This is a genomic window from Nocardiopsis sp. NPDC006938, assembly GCF_042869555.1.
Classification (GTDB): Bacteria; Actinomycetota; Actinomycetes; order Streptosporangiales; family Streptosporangiaceae; genus Nocardiopsis.
In genome coordinates this window covers 1-15,581 of sequence record NZ_JBIAGA010000022.1, presented here as the reverse complement: position 1 = coordinate 15,581, position 15,581 = coordinate 1, and the positions used below count along the sequence as shown (strand labels likewise).

Below are 15,581 nucleotides of genomic sequence, written 5' to 3'. Positions count from 1 at the left end.
CGCGCCTACACGGCCGGGGTGACGGCCTTGGCGGCGGAGGGCGCGACCTGCGCGGGCGCGGCCTCACCCAGGAAACTGGGCCGGTGCAGCTGGGCGGTGCCCACCAGGTGCTCGGCCAGCTCCTCGGCGTCCAGCCGCTTCTCGATCTGGCGCAGGTCGCCGATCTTCGCGGCGGTCTCGACCTGGCGCGGGGTCAGCATGGTGCAGCAGTCCTCGTCGGGCAGCTCCGAGATGGCCAGGGTCCCGATCCGCCGGGCCTGGTCCATGATCTCGGTCTTGTCCATGCCGATGAGGGGCCGCAGGATCGGCAGGTCCACCGCGTCGTCCAGGGCGGTGATGTTGGTCATCGTCTGGCTGGAGACCTGACCCAGGGCGTCACCGGTGATCAGGCACTCGGCCTTGAGGTCGTCGGCCAGAGCCTCGGCGGTCTTGAGCATCAGGCGCCGCTGGGCCACGATCTGGAGCCGCTCGATGCCGGAGCTCTTCAACTGCTGCTGGGCCTTGCCGAAGGGGATCACGAACAGGCGCGAGCCCACCTGGTAGCGGTCCAGCTGGCGGACCAGGCTGTAGGCCTTGTAGATGGACTCGGGGCCGGTGAAGGGCATCCCGGAGAAGTGCAGGAAGTCCACCTTGAGGCCGCGCCGGATCATCCGGTGGGCGGCCACGGGGGAGTCGATGCCGCCGGACATCAGCACCAGGCCGCGACCGCTCATCCCGGCGGGCAGGCCTCCCTGGCCGGGGATGCCGTCGGTGAAGACGAAGGCCTCGTCCTTGTCGACCTCGACGTACAGCGTGTTGTCGGGACGCTTGAGGTTCACCTTGTAGCCGTGCGCCTCGATGACCTTCGAGCCGAGGAACGCGGCGAGGTCGCCGGAGTTCATCTCGAAGCGCTTGTCGCGGCGGCGCGCACGCACGGCGAAGGTGCCCTCGCGGCCCGCCAGGGAGCGCACGGAGATGTCGACGATGGCGTCCAGGTCCTTGGCGACGCGGCGGACCAGGTGCACCCAGACCACGCCCATGACGTTGGCCATGCGGTCGGCGATCTCGGCGATCTCCAGGTCCGAGGCGCCGGGCTTGCGCACGATGATGACGCCCGCGCCGCGCTGGGACAGGCGGATGTCGCCCAGGTCGCGCACGGAGGCGCGGATGTTGTTGTGCAGGCGGCGCTCGAACAGCTTGCGGTTGGAGCCCTTGAGAACGATCTCGCCGAGCTTCATGAGCACGCAGAGCTCGCCGAGCCCGGCGTCGGCTCCGACCTCGGTTACGGGGAGCGGCGCGGACTCCAGCGACGCGGACATGGTGCTACCTCCGGAGGGTGGGGCCTGGGGTGTGCGTGGAAACGATGTCTTCCAGTATCGAACAATCCCCGGACCGCTCGGTCCATTCCCGGTGCGTACGGCCCCCGGATGAGACCCCGGACACGGGACGGCCCCTCCCCGCTGGTGGAGGGGGAGGGGCCGTCCGCAGGGGAGCGCGTCTAGCCGAAGAAGACCTCGGCCTCCTCGTAACGCTCCGCCGGGACGGTCTTGAGGGTGTCGGTGGCCTCGGCCAGGTCGACCCGGACGATGTCGGTGCCCTGGAGGCCGACCATCTTGCCGAAGGACTTGTCGTGCACGGCGTCGATGGCGTTCACGCCCAGGCGGGTGGCGAGCACCCGGTCGAAGGCGGTGGGGGTGCCGCCGCGCTGGACGTGGCCGAGCACCACCGAGCGGGCCTCCTTGCCGGTGCGGCGCTCGATCTCCTCGGCGAGGGTTTGGCCGATGCCGCCCAGGCGCACGTGGCCGAAGGAGTCCTTCTCGCCGGTGGCCAGTTCCAGCTGCCCGGCCTTGGGGTGGGCGCCCTCGGCGACCACGATGATGGGCGCGTACTGGGTCTCGAAGCGGCTCTCGACGTGCTTGACGACCTCGTCCATGTCGAAGGGGCGTTCGGGGATGAGGATGACGTTGGCTCCGGCGGCCATGCCGGAGTGCAGGGCGATCCACCCGGCGTGGCGGCCCATGACCTCCACGACCAGCGCGCGGTGGTGCGACTCCGCGGTGGTGTGCAGGCGGTCGATCGCCTCCATGGCGATGTTGACCGCCGTGTCGAACCCGAACGTGTAGTCGGTGGCGTTGAGGTCGTTGTCGATGGTCTTGGGCACGCCCACCACGTTGACGCCGCGGTCGTGCAGCTGGCGGGCGACGCCGAGGGTGTCCTCGCCGCCGATGGCCACCAGCGCGTCGACTCCGAGGCCGGCCATGTTGTCCTTGACCCGCTCCACGCCGCCCTCGATCTTCATGAGGTTGGTACGGGAGGAGCCGAGGATCGTGCCGCCCCGGGGGAGGATGCCGCGTACGGCGGTGACGTCCAGGGGCATGGTGTCGCCCTCCAGGGGGCCGCGCCAGCCGTCCCTGAAGCCGACGAACTCGTATCCGTAGTCCTTGATGCCCTTACGGACCACGGCGCGGATCACCGCGTTCAGACCCGGGCAGTCTCCACCGCCGGTCAGCACCCCGACTCGCATACGACTTCTCCTCGACGTTGGTGGGTGTTCAGGGCGCCTGGCGCCCTATGGTCTAGACCATAGTGGGCGGGGGGAGCCCAGGCCAACCCCGCGCGGTGAATACCAACCGAACCCCGGCGTTCCGGGCGTCGCCGAACAGCGGCCCCCTCGGGTCACTCGTCCAGACCCCGGTCGATGGCGTAGCGCACCAGCTCCACTCGGTTGTGCAGGTGAAGCTTGGTGAGGGTGTTCTGGACGTGGTTCTGGACCGTGCGGTGGGAGATGCCGAGGCGGCGGGCGATCTGCTTGTACGCCAGTCCCTTGGCGACCAGCCGCAGCACTTCGGTCTCGCGCGGGGTCAGTTCGGGGGCCCGCTCCCGCTCGTCCCGCGCGGGGTCGCCCTCGGCCGACAGCCGCCGGTACTCGCCGAGCACGAGCCCGGCCAGCCCGGGGGTGTAGACGGCCTCGCCCGCGTGCACCCGCCGGACGGCGTCCAGGAGCTCCTCGCGTCCCGCGGACTTGACGAGGTAGCCGGTGGCTCCGGCCTTGACCGCCGCCAGCACGTCGTCGCTCTCACCGCTGGCCGACAGCACCAGGACCCTCGGGGGTTCGGCCAGGGCCACCAGCGCGGCGGTCAGCTCCACACCGTTGGTGTCGGGCAGGTGCAGGTCGACCACGGCCAGGGTGGGCCGCACCGCCGGTGCGATCCGCAGCGCCTTGGCTCCGTCACCCGCCGTCCCCACCACCAGGAGCCCGGCCTCGGCCAGGTCCCTCGCCACCGCGTCCCGCCACATGGGGTGGTCGTCCACGACCAGCACCCGGATCTCGTCACCGCTCATGCCGCCGACCCTAACGCCACGGCCCCCTTCCCGGACAGGGGAAGGGGGCCGCGGTACCGGGAGCCCGTACGGCGGGACCGGGTCAGTCGTCGTCGTCATCCTCGTCGAGGTCGCCCAGGTCGATCCCGCCCGGGGTGGCGGTGATCTTGATCTTGGTGCCCTCGGGCGCCGTTCCCGTGTGCGACTGGTGCGCCACCACGCGACCGCCGAAGATTCGCTCGACCTCGACCTCGAACCCGGCCTTCTCCAGTTCCTTGCGGGCGTCGCGGACGGAGTCGCCGACCACGTCCGGGATCTCGACCTCCGGCGGGCCGCTGGAGACGGTCAGGGTCACGGTGGCCCCCGGGCCGACGTTGGTGCCGGTGTCGGGGGACTGGCTGATCACGAGACCCTCGGCGATGCTCTCGCTCTCCTCCTCGACGATCTCGGCGGTCAGGCCCAGGTCGCTCAGGGTCCGCTCGGCGTCCTCACGCTTCTCACCGGCCAGGCTCGGTACCGGGATGCCGCTGCTGACGGTGATGGTGACCGTCCCCTCCCGGTCGGCGTCCTGCCCGGCCTCGGGGCTGGTGCCCAGCACCTCGCCGGGGGCGTTGTCAGGGGAGTCCTGTTCCTCCTGGACGATGCTCTCGTCGTCGAAGCCCAGGTCCTCCAGCGCCTTGAGCGCGTTGGCGACGTCGTCGCCCACCAGGTCGGGCATGGACACGTTCTGGGGGCCCTTGGACAGGAACACCGTGACCGTGTCGCCGGGGGAGAGGCGGGTGGAGACCTCGGGGTCGGTGCCGCCGACCTCTCCGGCGGCGGCGTCGTCGCTGTACACGCGGTCGTCCGACACCTCCACGACCAGCCCGGAGGCGCGGATCTGCTCGCTGGCGGCCTCGGGCGACAGCCCGACCACGTCGGGGACCGACTCGAAGCGTCCGAGCAGGAACCACCAGCCCGCCACACCCACGACCAGGGCGGTCACCACGGCGCCGACCACGAGGAGGCGGTTGCGCGAGAACCACGACCCGCCCCGGTCCGGGTAGTCGTCGTAGCCGTCGTCGTCGTAGTCGTCCCGGCCCAGGTCGGCGCCGTTCATGTCGACGACCATGGTGGCGTTCTCGGTGCCGGGACCGGCACCCCCGGCGATGAGCTGGGGAGCGGTCATGGTGGCCGCGGAGTTGGCCTGGGGGGCGACGGGGGCCAGCGGTGCGCCGGAGCCCGCGGCGGTGTCCGGCAGGGCCCGCAGGACGTCCAGGACCTTCGCGAGGTACTGGCCCGCGTTGCCGGGCCGGTACCGGGGGTCGCGCTCGGTGGCCTTGGTGACCAGGGCGTCGACCTCGGGTGGCAGGTTCGGCAGGAAGTGGGAGGGGCGGGGGACGTCCTCGGTCACGTGCTGGTAGGCGATCGCGATCGGTGTCTCTCCGGTGTGCGGCTGCCCGCCGGTGAGGAGCTCGTAGAGCATGATCCCGGCCGCGTAGACGTCACTGCGCGCGTCGGCGGTGCCCTTCTCGATCTGCTCGGGCGCCAGGTAGGCGGCGGTGCCCATGAGCGTCCCGGTGCGGGTCAGGCCCTGGTTGGACTGCTCCACGGCCCGGGCCAGGCCGAAGTCGGCGACCTTGACCCGACCGTCCTTGCTGATGAGCACGTTCTCGGGCTTGACGTCGCGGTGCACCATCCCCGCCTGGTGGGCGGCGCCCAGTGCGGCCAGCACGGAGGCCATGAAGTTCAGGGCCTGCTTCGGGGCCAGCCGCCCGTGCGCCTTGAGGAGGTCGCGCAGGGTCTGCCCGGGCACGTACTCCATGGCCAGGAAGACGTGCCCCTGGTCCTCGCCCTGGTCGAAGACCTGGACGACGTTGGGGTGCGAGAGCTTGGCGACCGAGTGGGCCTCGTTGATGAAGCGCTGGACGAAGGTCGGGTCCTGCGCCAGGGAGGGGTGCATGACCTTGAGGGCCAGCCGTCGGTCCAGCCTGAGGTCGTGGGCGACGTAGACGGTCGCCATACCGCCACCGGCGATCCTTGACTCGACGAAGTAGCGACGGTCCAGCGTCGCGCCTACTAGCGGGTCGGAAGTCGTCATGTCCACGGCGGAGTTGTGTCCTTGCTGCGGGGAGCGCGGGCGTTCGCGGCCGGTGGCGCGTACCCGACACCTGGTGTCGATCCGACACCCTAGCGGAAGCCGGTGTCGGTTCCGCCCCGCGGTTCACGGTCGCGGCGGCCCCCGTGTCCACCGTCGTGGAGGCCGACCGGAGGGTCGGTTCGGGGCGTCCCGCGCCTGGGCGGTCTGGAGGTGCGGTGCCGCTCACGGCACACGCACCCCTCCCACGGTAGGGGACGGGACCAAACCCGAAGGTCACGCCGCGTGTCGGTGTCGTGACGGAGGGCGCCTCGCGGGCGCGTCGCCGCAGGCGGAGGCGCCGGGTGCCGGGTCCGCCCCCCGACGCGGCCCGCGACGGCGGTCCGGTCCGTTTGGGCTCAGACCACGTCGGGGCTGGAGGCCCTGGCGTGGCGGCGGACCGGGATGCGCCCGGCCAGCCGCGCGCCGCGCCCGGCGCGCACGGCGTCGCGCATCGCCGACGCCATCCGCACCGGGTCCTGGGCGCGGGTCACGGCCGTGGCCAACAACACCGCGTCGCACCCCAGCTCCATGGCCAGGGCGGCGTCGCTGGCGGTGCCGATACCCGCGTCGACGATCACCGGGACGCTCGACCGCTCGACGATCAGCTCCAGGTTGTGCGGGTTGCGGATGCCCAGCCCCGAACCGATCGGCGCGGCCAGCGGCATCACGGCGGCGCAGCCCAGCTGTTCCAGGCGGCGGGCCAGCACGGGGTCGTCGTTGGTGTACGGCAGAACCGTGAAACCGTCGTCGACCAGCGCTTCGGCGGCGTCGAGCAGCTCCACCGGGTCGGGCAGCAGGGTGTGCTCGTCGGCGACCACCTCCAGCTTCACCCAGTCGGTTCCCAGGGCCTCGCGGCCCAGCCTGGCGGTGCGCACGGCGTCCACGGCGGTGAAGCATCCGGCGGTGTTGGGCAGCGGGCGGATGCCGTTGCGGTCCAGGACGTCCCACACCGACCCCTGGGTGCCCGGGGTGATCCGGCGCATGGCCACGGTGGTCAGCTCGGTCCCCGACGCCAGGAGCGCCTCTTCCAGGACCTCCAGGGAGGGCGCTCCCCCCGTGCCGGTGATGAGGCGGGAACCGAAGGGGACCCCCGCGATGACCAGCGGGTCCCCGCCCGTGTGGTCCCCGGCTGTCGGCGCCTCGGTGGTCTGCGTCATGGTTCAGCCTCCCTGTACCGCGGTGAGCACGTCCACGCGGTCGCCGGGCGACAGCGCGGTGCCGGTCCAGGCGGTGCGGCGCACCACCTCGTCGTTGACGGCGACGGCGATCCCCCCGGGGACGGCGCCCTCCCCGGCTCCGGTGAGGGCGCGCACGACCCCGTCCACGGTGCTCGCCGCGCTGTCCCGCGCCTGTCCGTTGATGATCAGTTCCACTGCTACTCCCACGTTCTTCTGCCGGCTGAGAACCGGCGCGCGTACGAGGGGAGCGCGCCGGTGGTGAGGGCCTCGGCCATGACCTCGCCGGTCACCGGGGCCAGCAGGACCCCGTGCCGGAAGTGTCCGGCGGCCAGGTGGAGTCCCGGGACCCGGGTGGGGCCCAGGAGGGGTTCGTTGTCGGGGGAGCCGGGCCGCAGACCCACACAGGTCTCCACGACCTCCAGCTCGCTCACCCCGGGGACGAGTTCGCGGGCGTCCCGCAGGACCTGCCAGAGCCCGCCCACGGTCAGCGAGGTGTCGTGGCCCAGCTCCTCCTGGGTGGCCCCCACGACGACCTCGCCGTCGGCACGGGGCACCAGGTAGACGGGGAACCCGCGGACCAGACCGCGAACGGTGCGGGTGACCAGCGGGGGCTCCCCGGCGGGCACCCGGGCGCGCAGCAGCTGCCCCTTGACCGGGCGCAGCGGCGGCACCACCGGTTCGGGCACCCGCACACGGTCGCCCCAGCACCCTGCGGCGAGCACCACCTGGTCGGCGGGGAGTTCGGCGCCGTCGGCCAGCCGCACGCCCAGACGCGCGCCACCGGGGCCGGGGGAGGAGACTTCCTCCACACGCCCGGGGAGCTCGCGCACGCCCGCGCCCTCTCCGGCCCGGGCCAGGGCGAGCAGCAGGGAACGCGGGTTCACCGAGTGGTCCTCGGGAGCCAGTACCCCGCCGCGCACCCCGGGCGCGAGCGTGGGTTCGAGGCGTCGGCACTCACGGCTGGTCAACCGCTCTGTGGGGATGCCCAGGCGTCGCTGGAGGGCGTGCAGGTCGGTCAGGACCGCCAGGTCGTCGCGGTCGAAGGCGACCAGCAGGGTGCCGGTGCGGCGGTGGCCGACGTCCACCCCGCTGGCCTCCTGGAGTTCGGCGACGAAGTCGTCGTACAGGCGCGCCGAGCGCACCCCGAACTCCATCAGCTCCTCCTCGCCGAAGACCGCCTCGGTGGCGGGGGTGAGCATCCCCGCGGCGACGGCGGAGGCGGCCCGGGCGGAGGAGGGCGCGGTCACGGGGTCGGGTTCGACCAGGGTGACGGTCAGGCCGCGCTGGGCCGCGCGCCAGGCGGTGACCCGGCCGACGACGCCGCCGCCGACCACGACCACGCCACTGGTGGGATGAATCGTCTTCTGTGGGGGAACCTCGTCGTTGCGCACGGCGCCGTGTTCCACTCCCTTCGCCGGCATGACCCGGATCAGGTTCGTGCGGTCGGAGGCGGCGAGCCTCCCTCTCAGCCGGGTCCACCCGGCTCCCGCGGGACGTGTCTGTTCGGCCCCATCCTAGATCAGCCCGTCCGGGCCCGCCGTGGCGGGGATCTCCCAGGCAGGAAGCCCGCACGGGGCGCGACGGTCACCGGCGCCCGGTCGGGTGTGGCAGATTGGTGAGGTGACACAAAGCGATCGTGAACTCGACGAACTCGTCGGCGAATGGCTGACCCTGCGTGAGGCGGCCGCGCCGCTGGGCGTGAGCCCCAACCGCATCAAGACCCTCATCCGCGAGAACCGCCTGATGGGCGTGGTGCGCGGCGGTGAGCTCTCCATCCCCGCCGCCTTCCTGGACGGCGAGGACCTGGTCAAGGGCCTCCCGGGCACCATCGTGCTGCTCACCGACGCCGGTTTCTCCACCGAGGAGGCCCTGCGCTGGCTGTTCACCCCGGACGACACCCTGCCGGGCACGCCGATCCAGGCGATGCGCGAGAACCGGGGCACGGAGGTCCGCCGCCGGGCCCAGGGCCTGGCCTTCTGACACCCCGCACGGCCCGGAGGCACGCACCGCACGGTGGCGGCCCCGGGCCGTTGGCTAGGGTGGGGGCCGTGAGGACGAGCCACGGAACCAGCCTGCGCGAGCGCCTGGACGCATCCCTTCTGTACCTGTGCACCGACGCCCGGACCGGGAGCGGTGATCTCGCGGAGTTCGCGGACGCCGCCCTGGCCGGGGGCGTGGACATCATCCAGCTCCGGCACAAGGGGCTGGAGGCCCGCGACGAACTGGCCGCACTGGAGGTCCTTCGGGAGGTGTGCGAGCGCCACGGCGCCCTGCTCGCCGTCAACGACCGCGCCGACATCGCCCGGGCGGTGCGCGCCGACGTGCTGCACCTGGGCCAGCGCGACCTCCCGGTGCCCCTGGCGCGCGACGTGATCGGCGCCGACCCGGTGATCGGGCGCTCCAACAACGACCCCGTGGCCGCCGCGCGCTCGGCGCAAGAGCCGGGGAGCGACTACTTCTGCGTGGGCCCGACCTGGGCGACCCCGACCAAGCCGGGGCGTCCGGCGGCCGGTCTGGAACTGGTCGAACGCGCCGCGGCCCTGGGTTCGGACCGTCCCTGGTTCGCGATCGGCGGCATCGACCTGGACAACGTGGACCGGGTGCTCGACGCCGGAGCCGCCCGGGTGGTCGTGGTCCGCGCCATCACCGAGGCCGAGGACCCCCGCGCCGCGGCGAGCGCGCTGCGGGCCCGCCTGACCGCGCGGCGCGACACCGCCTGACGGTGTGCGGACGACGGCCCCGGGAACCAGCGGTTCCCGGGGCCGTCCCGTGCGCCGTCCCGTGCCCCTCGCGGGGCCCGTCCACCGGGAGGCGACGGGGCCGGTGCGCGGTCAGCGCCGCCCGGCCCGCTGGAACAGCCAGCGGGTCAGGACCAGGGCGGCCAGGGTCAGGCCGCCCAACCAGAGGGTGAGGGGCACCGCCTGGTCGCCGACCGGGACCCCCGAGGTGAGCTCGCGCAGGGTCTCGATGGCCAGGCTGACCGGCTGGTGCTCGGCGAACCCCCGGAGGAAGGTCGGCAGCCCCTCCACGGGGACGAAGGCCGAGGACAGGTAGGGCACGAAGAGCGCGACGAACGCGAACATCCCGGCGGTGTCCGCCGAGCGCGCGGCCAGTCCCCACGCGGCGGCGGCCAGCGTGAGCAGCACGACGTAGGCGGTCACGAGCACCGCCGCCCACGCCCACCCGGCGGCCGAAGCCTCGGGGCGGAAGCCGAGCGCGAGGGCAGCGCCCAGCACCAGCAGGGTCGACACCAGGTTGCGCAGCACTCCGGCGACGACGTGTCCGGTCACCACCGCCGAGGCGCGCACCGGCATCGTCCGCAGCCGCCGGACCACGCCCGTGGCCAGGTCGGAGTGGACCGCGGTGGCGGTCATCGACGCCCCGAACCCCGCACAGAGCAGCATCACGCCCGGGGCCACGTAGTCCACGTAGGACGCCCCCTCGGTCAGCCCCTCCACGGCCGCGCCGAAGACGGTGACGAAGAGCAGCATGACGGCGACCGGGGCGACCACGGCGGTGACCATGCTGTCGACGTCGCGCAGGGAGTGGGTGAGTCCGCGCCGGGTGAGGACGGCCTCGGTGCGCAGGAGGGTGATCATGCCGTTCGTCCCTTCGCGGTGTCGGTGGCGGTCGGCGCGGTCAGGGCCAGGAACACGTCGTCCAGGGTCGGGGCGTGCGTGGTGACCCGGGCGACCGGGCGGCCCGCGCTGTGGCGTTCGTTCAGGAGCGAGCGCAGGTGTTCGGCGGTGCCGTCGCCGGGCAGCCACTCGGTGCCGCCGTCCTCCAGGGTGAGCTCGACGCGTTCCCGGCCGACCCGCCTCTTCAGATCGTCGGCGGTGCCCTCGGCGGCGATCACGCCCCCGTGCAGAACGGCGATCCGGTCGGCGAGCACGTCGGCCTCCTCCAGGTACTGGGTCGTGAGCAGGACGGTGGTGCCCCGCTCCGCGAGACCGGTGACGGTCTCCCACAGCGTCTGGCGGCTGCGGGTGTCCATGCCGGTGGTGGGTTCGTCCAGGAAGACGACCGGTGGGGAGCCGACCAGGCTCGCGGCGAGGTCCAGGCGCCTGCGCATCCCCCCGGAGTAGGTTCCGGCGCGGCGGTCGGCGGCCGCGGTGAGGTCGAAGTCGGCGAGCAGGTCGCGGGCGCGTTCCTCGGCGGCGCGGCGGTCGGAGCCGAGGAGCCGGGCGACCATCACGAGGTTCTCGCGGCCGGTGAGCACCTCGTCGACCGAGGCGTACTGTCCGGTGGCGCTGATGGCGCGGCGGACCCGCCGGGCGGCGCGGACCACGTCGTGTCCCATGACCCGGGCGGTGCCTCCGTCGGGCCGGACGAGTGTGGTCAGGATGTCGATCAGGGTGGTCTTCCCCGCGCCGTTGGGGCCGAGCAGGGCGAGGACGCCGCCCGCGGGGACGGTGAGGTCGAGGCCGTCCAGGACCGTGTGGTCCCCGTAGCGCTTGCGTAACCCGGAGACGGTGATCGCGGGGTCGGCGCCCTGTTGGCGGAAGGGGGGTGCGGTGGTCGTCGGTGTGTCCATGTTCTACAGCGTAACACTTACGCAGTGCCATTGCGCAACCCCTACGCAGTACGATTGCGTGGCGGGTACGCAATAAGGTGGTCCCATGGCTGACCAGGAGACGCCGGCGGACCCGGCGCGTACCGTCCCCAAGGTGCTGCTCACCGCGTGGGGGGCCGCCCCCGCCGCGCGCAAGGGCCCGCGCCCCAAGCTCACCGTCGCCCGCATCCTGGAGACCGCGATCGCGCTCGGGGACCAGGGCGGCACCGAGGCCGTCACCATGAGCCGCACCGCCGCCGCGCTCGGAGTGGGCACCATGAGCCTCTACCGTTACGTGGAGTCCCGCTCCGACCTGCTTCTGCTCGCCGCGGACGCGGTGCTGGGCGCCCCGCCGGAGCCGGAGGGGCGGACCTGGCGAGAACGCACGCACTCCCTGGCCCGCGCGATGCGGTCCGTCTTCCGGCGCCACCCCTGGGCCAGCCAGATCCCCGTCACCGTCGAACCCCTCGCGCCCTCCTACGTCCGCTGGGCCGAGGCCGGGCTGGCCGCCCTGGAGGAGACCGGCCTGGACATCGCCGAGCGCGCCCGCGTGATGACCCTGGTCTGGACCTACGTCCGCGCCGAGGGGGAGCTCGCGGAGGAGCAGAGGCGCGCCTGGGCGGCCGAGGGGCTCGACCCGGCCGACGCCCACCGCGCCTTCGTCCACCGTCTCGACACCCTGGTCGGGGCCGACGACTTCCCCCGCGTGCGTGCCCTGCTCGGCAGCGACCTGCTCGCCCCCGGTCCGGCTCCCCACGGGGAGGACGGTGCGGACGAGGCGGAGTTCGCGCGGTCGGTCGACCTCGTCCTGGACGGGGTCGAGGCCCGGGCCGCGCGCGGTTAGGAGTCCCCGGGGGCCAGCAGTACCTTGCCGAGGACGCGGCGTCCCTCCAGGGCGGCGTGCGCCTCGGCCGCCCGCTCCAGCGGCAGGGTCAGCCCCACGTGCGGGCGCAGGTGCCCGGCCCGGGCCTCCTCCAGCGCCAGTCGGGTCAGGTCGCTCCGGTCCGGGCCGGGCCGGGCCCGCATCTCGTACAGGCCCAGGCTGGTGACGCCGCGGCGCTCGGCCTCGGCGGGGTCGACCTCGGCGAAGGAGCCCCCGGCGGTGCCGTAGCTGAGGAACCGGCCGCCGTCGGCCACCGACCCGAAGGACGCCGTGCCGAGCGCCCCGCCGACCCCGTCGACCACCACGTCCACCCCGGCGCCGCCGGTCACCGAGCGCACACGGTCCAGCCAGCCGGGGTCCGAGTAGTCCACGACCTCCTCCGCTCCGAGGGAGCGGGCGAACTCCAGCTTCTCCACGCCCCGGGCCGCGCCGATCACCCGTGCCCCCGCGAGCCGGGCCAGCTGCACGACCAGGCTCCCCGCGCCGCCGGTGGCGGCCAGGACCAGGACCCAGGTGTCCGGGGCGAAGCGGGCGGACCGCTCCAGCATCATGGCGGTCGCCCCGTCGACCAGCAGCGCCAGGGCGTCCAGGGGACGCAGCTCGTCGGGGACCCTGACCAGGCCCTCCGCGGGGACGACCACGCGCTCGGCGTACCCGCCGTCTTCGGTGAGGGTGAGCACCGGTTCCCCCACCAGGGCGGGGTCGGCGCCGGAGCCGACCGAGGCGACCCGGCCGACCACGCTGCCCCCGGGCACGTAGGGCGGGGTCTGGGGGAAGTGGTCCGGGGCCGCGCCGCCGCGGATCAGGGTGTCCAGGAAGATCACGTTGGCGGCCGTCACCTCGACCAGTACCTCTCCGGGGCCGGGCGCCGGGTCGGGCAGGGTCCGGACCTCCAGGACTCCGGGGCCGCCGAACGCGTCCACGCGTACCGCGCGCATCTCCACCACACTCCTTCTCCGGGGGTGCGTCCCCCTCTGGGTTCCACCCTGCTACCTCAACGAATGTTGAGGTCAAGCCCCCGGCGGTGGGGTCCCGGGGCACAAGGAACCGCCGCGCGCGGGGGCGCGGCGGTGGAGGGGAGGGGCGGGGTTCAGACCGCCACGTGGGAGAGGGCGCTCGGATGACGGCGCAGGAACCCCTCGATGGACTGCGCCGGATGGCCGGTCAGGTCGGGCACGACGGGAGAGACGACGTCCATCTCACCGGCGGCGATCGCCGCGTAGGAGGAGGCCCAGCCCTCGACCTCCCACTCGGCGGCCCCGCTCGGGCGGCGCGACTCCAGGGCCTCCTCCCAGGTCTCGGGCACGTACCGCACGCTCCGGCCGGTCAGGCGCCCCAGCTTCTCGACGGTGGCGCCCACCGTCAGGGCCTCGGGGCCGGTCACGTCGTAGGTCGCGTCCTTCGCGGCCGCCACGGTCGCCGGGTCGGTCAGCACGGCCGCGGCCACGTCCGCCACGTCGTCGCGCGACACCCAGGCGATCCGGCCCTCTCCGGCCGGGCCGCGCACCACGCCCTCCTCGTCCACCCACCGGGGGAGCAGGTCCAGGTAGAGGCTGGGTCTGAGGAACGTGTGCGACACCCCCGTGGAGCGAATGTGCGCCTCCGTGTAGAAGTGCGTGCGGGCGAAGGTGAAGGTGGACGCCGGGCCCGCCCCGAGGAACGACAGGTACACGATCCTGGACACCCCGGCCCGCAGCGCCCCGTCCACGGCGCTCAGGTGCGTCTCCACCCGGTCCTCGGACTCGGTCGCCGAGACCAGGAAGAGGGTGTCCACGCCACGGCACGCCCGTTCGAAGGCGTCGGTGTCCTCGTAGGCCGCCATCGCGGCGCTGCTCTCCGGGAACTCCGGGGCCCGGTTGATGTCGCGCACGATGAGTCGCTGCGCCCACCCGAGCCGCGCGAGCCGGGCGGCCACACGCCCGCCCAGCGCGCCGGTGGCCCCGGTCACCCCTATGGTGTGGTTTGTCATGTGATCGTCGCCCATGACAACCCATCCTCGGGTACGAGCGGCCACCGGGCGCTGATCGGCGCGCCCCTTTTTGCGGCCCCCGGTCAGGGGCTGGTGCGCTCTTGGTGCTCCTCTTCGGGGGAGGGCGCGGAGGGGGTCCGGCCGGGCTCCGGCGACCTGCGGTACGACAACCTGCGCAGGAGTACCTCCGCGGGCCCGCGCCGTCCCGCCCGCTCCAGCGCGAGGGCGCCCGCCACCGTCGCCAGCCACACCGCGACCGCGTACAGGAACATCGTCCATGAGGTCATGTGCGCGGCGAGCCCCAGGCCCCAGGCGGCCAGGACCGGCGCGCAGAGCACCGACTGCGCCAGGTAGGCGCTCAGGGAACGCTTGCCGGTGGCGGTCAGGGCTCTCACCACGACCCCGCCGGTCCAGCCCCGCTCCTGGAGCCGGTGCGCGACCAGGGCGATCAGCGCGACGTAACCGAGCCCCCCGAAGAGGCCGGTGAACATGTGGGGGAAGGTGAGCATCAGGGACTGGTCGGGGTCCAGGTCCCAGAGGCCGACCTGGTTCAGCGCCTCGGGCAGACCGCCGAGCCATCCGACGGTGATTCCCAGGCCCGCGACCCAGCGCAGGGCGGTGAGGTGGCGGCCGGGCTGCTCCAGGAAGCCGCGGCGCGCGGCCCAGAAGCCGAGCAGGATCGCTGTGGGCACGACCAGGCCGAGCAGCCCCTGGCCCACGCTCACCAGCGGCCAGTTCAGCACGCGGTCCGCGGCGGCCGAGAGGACGGACGGGTCGCCGATGTTCCCCGCCATCTCGGCCATGTCCAAGCCGCCCGAAGCGTTCGCCGAGCCGCTGACGAAGGGCAGGGCCAGGAGGCTGAGCGCGCTTCCCAGCGCCATCAGGCCGGTCAGCACCGCGCCCCACACGACCAGGGTCACGTCCCTGCGCCGGAAGAACAACCAGCCCAGGACCAGCCCGGCCACGCCGTAGGCGCCGAGGATGTCGCCCATCCACAGCAGTAGGGCGTGGACGAAGCCGAACACGACCAGCCACAGGTTGCGGCGGCGCAACAGGGCGTTGACGCCGCGCACGTCGGCCCCGGCGGCCTCCTGCCGCCGGGCCAGCTGCGTCATGCCGTAGCCGAACAGGAACGCGAACATCGGGTAGCTGCGCATGTCCACGGCCACGATGGTGAAGAACTGGGCCGCGGAGTCCAGGGAGCCCTCGGGGACGGGGTGCATGGCCGGACCGTCGCTCGGCGTCGCCGCCCACAGGTACCAGACGGAGTTGGCCAGGGCGATGAACAACAGCATGAAGCCACGTGCGAGGTCGGGCGCGAGAGCCCGGTCCGTGGTGCCGGTCGGCCCGAGCACGGGGGTCTGTCTGGGCATGGGAGTGCTCCGGTGTCGAGATGTATCGTGACCACCGATTCAATCCGCAGCCGGACAGAGGGCGCAACCGGAATAGGGCAGGGGAAATCCCCCGAAGTCGCCGGGGTCGACCCCTAGATGAGTGATTCCAAGGGGTCAGTGATCGTAAGCGGTCAATGAGCGTAGGACCGGCTGGCCGGTGCGGTCGTTGTGCCAGACCACGGCGGT

The 15,581-nt window shown here is 73.1% G+C and carries 15 protein-coding genes and 1 riboswitch; of the genes, 3 read left to right on the top strand and 12 right to left on the bottom strand.

The annotated features are described in order from the left end of the window. Positions 1 to 5 precede the first annotated feature (5 nt). The 7 genes from thiI to thiO form a co-directional block, all read right to left on the bottom strand. The gene (gene thiI / locus ACFYL4_RS24650) at positions 6 to 1,298 is read right to left on the bottom strand and encodes a tRNA uracil 4-sulfurtransferase ThiI (RefSeq protein WP_387521450.1); all 1,293 of its coding nucleotides are present in this window, start codon (positions 1,296 to 1,298) and stop codon (positions 6 to 8) included. A 179-nt stretch (positions 1,299 to 1,477) separates the two neighbouring features. Continuing rightward, positions 1,478 to 2,503 carry a 6-phosphofructokinase gene (locus ACFYL4_RS24645; protein ID WP_357769718.1) on the bottom strand — a complete coding sequence of 342 codons (1,026 nt, stop codon included), beginning with the start codon at positions 2,501 to 2,503 and terminating at the stop codon, positions 1,478 to 1,480. 152 nt (positions 2,504 to 2,655) lie between these two features. Beyond that, on the bottom strand, positions 2,656 to 3,321 hold the full coding sequence (locus ACFYL4_RS24640; RefSeq protein WP_387521448.1) for a response regulator: 666 nt from the start codon (positions 3,319 to 3,321) through the stop codon (positions 2,656 to 2,658). A gap of 82 nt (positions 3,322 to 3,403) precedes the next feature. Then, positions 3,404 to 5,386 (bottom strand): Stk1 family PASTA domain-containing Ser/Thr kinase, encoded by a 1,983-nt coding sequence (gene pknB / locus ACFYL4_RS24635; protein ID WP_357769714.1) that lies wholly within the window; start codon positions 5,384 to 5,386, stop codon positions 3,404 to 3,406. A gap of 389 nt (positions 5,387 to 5,775) precedes the next feature. Beyond that, positions 5,776 to 6,576: a thiazole synthase gene (locus tag ACFYL4_RS24630; protein ID WP_387521446.1), complete on the bottom strand. Its 801-nt coding sequence runs from the start codon at positions 6,574 to 6,576 to the stop codon at positions 5,776 to 5,778. Between the two features lie 3 nt (positions 6,577 to 6,579). Then, a complete protein-coding gene (gene thiS, locus ACFYL4_RS24625; RefSeq protein WP_387521444.1) occupies positions 6,580 to 6,792 on the bottom strand; it encodes a sulfur carrier protein ThiS in 213 nt (70 codons plus the stop codon). 2 nt (positions 6,793 to 6,794) lie between these two features. Then, on the bottom strand, positions 6,795 to 8,018 hold the full coding sequence (gene thiO / locus ACFYL4_RS24620; RefSeq protein ID WP_387521442.1) for a glycine oxidase ThiO: 1,224 nt from the start codon (positions 8,016 to 8,018) through the stop codon (positions 6,795 to 6,797). After that, positions 7,987 to 8,096, bottom strand: a riboswitch (TPP riboswitch). Its footprint overlaps the gene before it by 32 nt. Positions 8,097 to 8,217: 121 nt before the next feature. On the opposite strand from thiO, the gene ACFYL4_RS24615 reads away from it, so the two are divergent. Together ACFYL4_RS24615 and thiE are read left to right on the top strand one after the other, a co-directional pair. Continuing rightward, positions 8,218 to 8,577: an Rv2175c family DNA-binding protein gene (locus ACFYL4_RS24615; protein WP_357769706.1), complete on the top strand. Its 360-nt coding sequence runs from the start codon at positions 8,218 to 8,220 to the stop codon at positions 8,575 to 8,577. A 68-nt stretch (positions 8,578 to 8,645) separates the two neighbouring features. Beyond that, positions 8,646 to 9,317, top strand: coding sequence for a thiamine phosphate synthase (thiE, locus tag ACFYL4_RS24610; RefSeq protein ID WP_387521440.1), 672 nt, complete (start codon positions 8,646 to 8,648; stop codon positions 9,315 to 9,317). 111 nt (positions 9,318 to 9,428) lie between these two features. On the opposite strand, the gene ACFYL4_RS24605 is transcribed toward thiE, so the two are convergent. Both ACFYL4_RS24605 and ACFYL4_RS24600 read right to left on the bottom strand, forming a co-directional pair. Next, positions 9,429 to 10,196, bottom strand: a complete 768-nt coding sequence (locus ACFYL4_RS24605; protein WP_387521438.1) for an ABC transporter permease — start codon at positions 10,194 to 10,196, stop codon at positions 9,429 to 9,431. Continuing rightward, positions 10,193 to 11,131 carry an ATP-binding cassette domain-containing protein gene (locus ACFYL4_RS24600; RefSeq protein WP_387521436.1) on the bottom strand — a complete coding sequence of 313 codons (939 nt, stop codon included), beginning with the start codon at positions 11,129 to 11,131 and terminating at the stop codon, positions 10,193 to 10,195. The genes ACFYL4_RS24605 and ACFYL4_RS24600 overlap by 4 nt, the downstream gene beginning before the upstream one ends. Before the next feature lie 85 nt (positions 11,132 to 11,216). On the opposite strand from ACFYL4_RS24600, the gene ACFYL4_RS24595 reads away from it, so the two are divergent. After that, complete coding sequence (locus ACFYL4_RS24595) at positions 11,217 to 11,993, top strand: TetR/AcrR family transcriptional regulator C-terminal domain-containing protein (protein WP_357769697.1); 777 nt, start codon at positions 11,217 to 11,219, stop codon at positions 11,991 to 11,993. Here ACFYL4_RS24595 and ACFYL4_RS24590 read toward each other — a convergent pair. From ACFYL4_RS24590 to ACFYL4_RS24580, 3 genes are all read right to left on the bottom strand, one after another. Next, complete coding sequence (locus ACFYL4_RS24590; protein WP_387521434.1) at positions 11,990 to 12,970, bottom strand: zinc-binding dehydrogenase; 981 nt, start codon at positions 12,968 to 12,970, stop codon at positions 11,990 to 11,992. The two genes, ACFYL4_RS24595 and ACFYL4_RS24590, sit on opposite strands and share 4 nt — an antisense overlap. Positions 12,971 to 13,122: 152 nt before the next feature. Then, on the bottom strand, positions 13,123 to 14,016 hold the full coding sequence (locus tag ACFYL4_RS24585; RefSeq protein WP_387521432.1) for an SDR family oxidoreductase: 894 nt from the start codon (positions 14,014 to 14,016) through the stop codon (positions 13,123 to 13,125). Between the two features lie 68 nt (positions 14,017 to 14,084). Further along, positions 14,085 to 15,374 carry a DUF418 domain-containing protein gene (locus ACFYL4_RS24580; RefSeq protein WP_387521430.1) on the bottom strand — a complete coding sequence of 430 codons (1,290 nt, stop codon included), beginning with the start codon at positions 15,372 to 15,374 and terminating at the stop codon, positions 14,085 to 14,087. Positions 15,375 to 15,581 lie beyond the last annotated feature (207 nt).